The following is a 1096-nucleotide window of genomic DNA, read 5'->3' as shown; positions in this document are numbered from 1 at the left end:
ATGGGCGAAAGCCTGATCTCCCTTTCACAGGGGCGCGACGTAAAAATCATACGGGCCTTCATGGATCTGGTGAAACAGGCAAAGTCAGAAAAACCTTAGGCGTCGAATTATGCGGCGTAGTCTGAGCCTCCGGTGGATTCACAAACGAAGTGCAAATTCTGTACTAAAACAGAGAGTTGCATGGAGTATGAAGAATGGGAAGCCGCTACTGTCACCTGAAACTGGGCGAACGACGTAAGCTCGCAAAGTGGCTGGAAGCAAAAATGCCGGTCGCTGAGATAGCCGATCGGTTGGGTCGTAACCCCTCTACGATCTACCGAGACATCAAACGGAACCGATACACAGATACTGAGATCCCAGAACTCAACGGATATCACGCGGTTGTCGCTCAGGACAAATACGAGGCGCGCCGCGCGATCCATCGCAAGATGATCGTGCATCCAGACCTCAAGGAAGCCATCGAAGATCGACTCAAGGCTGGATGGTCGCCCGAACAGATCGCAGGCCGGATGCGGCTTGAACGCCATCCGATCCGTGTGAGTCACGAGACGATCTATCGGTTCGCCTATTCCAAGGATGGCCGCGAGGAACAGTTTTACCGCCATCTCCCTGAGCATCGCAAACGCCGCCGGCCACGTGGCTATCGCAGGTACAACCGGACCCACATCTTTGACACGCAGAGCCTGTCTCACAGGCCCGAGCGCATCGCGGACCGCACTGAGTTCGGCCACTGGGAATGTGATCTGATGATGTTTCGCAAGGAGTATGGGAAAGTCAATGTGACGTCTCTGGTCGAACGCGTCAGTCGCTATGCTGTCGTGATGCGCAATGAGGATCGCCAGTCCAAGCCGATCATGGAAGCGCTGATCCAGGGGCTGGCTCCCCTGCCCGCCGATGCACGTCAGTCGATCACCTTCGACCGTGGCACCGAGTTCTCGGCCTGGAGGCACCTCAGGGCCGGGATCGGCGCGGATGCCTGGTTCTGCGATCCACAAGCGCCGTATCAGAAAGGAACGGTCGAGAACACGAACAACAGGCTGCGGAAGTATCTGCCTCGCTCAACCGAACCGACGGCGCTGACAAATCGATATTTGAG

Annotated in this window: 1 protein-coding gene; it reads left to right on the top strand. The window is 56.3% G+C overall.

The genetic code is table 11. From position 1 onward, the window contains the following. Window positions 1-194: 194 nt before the first annotated feature. Window positions 195-1096 (top strand): IS30 family transposase (locus ACR1XY_RS24575; protein WP_480597435.1); only part of this gene is annotated, 902 nt, incomplete at its 3' end.

Source organism: Ruegeria sp. AD11(2025) (assembly GCF_056542405.1).
This window is presented reverse-complemented; position numbering and strand designations above follow the sequence as displayed.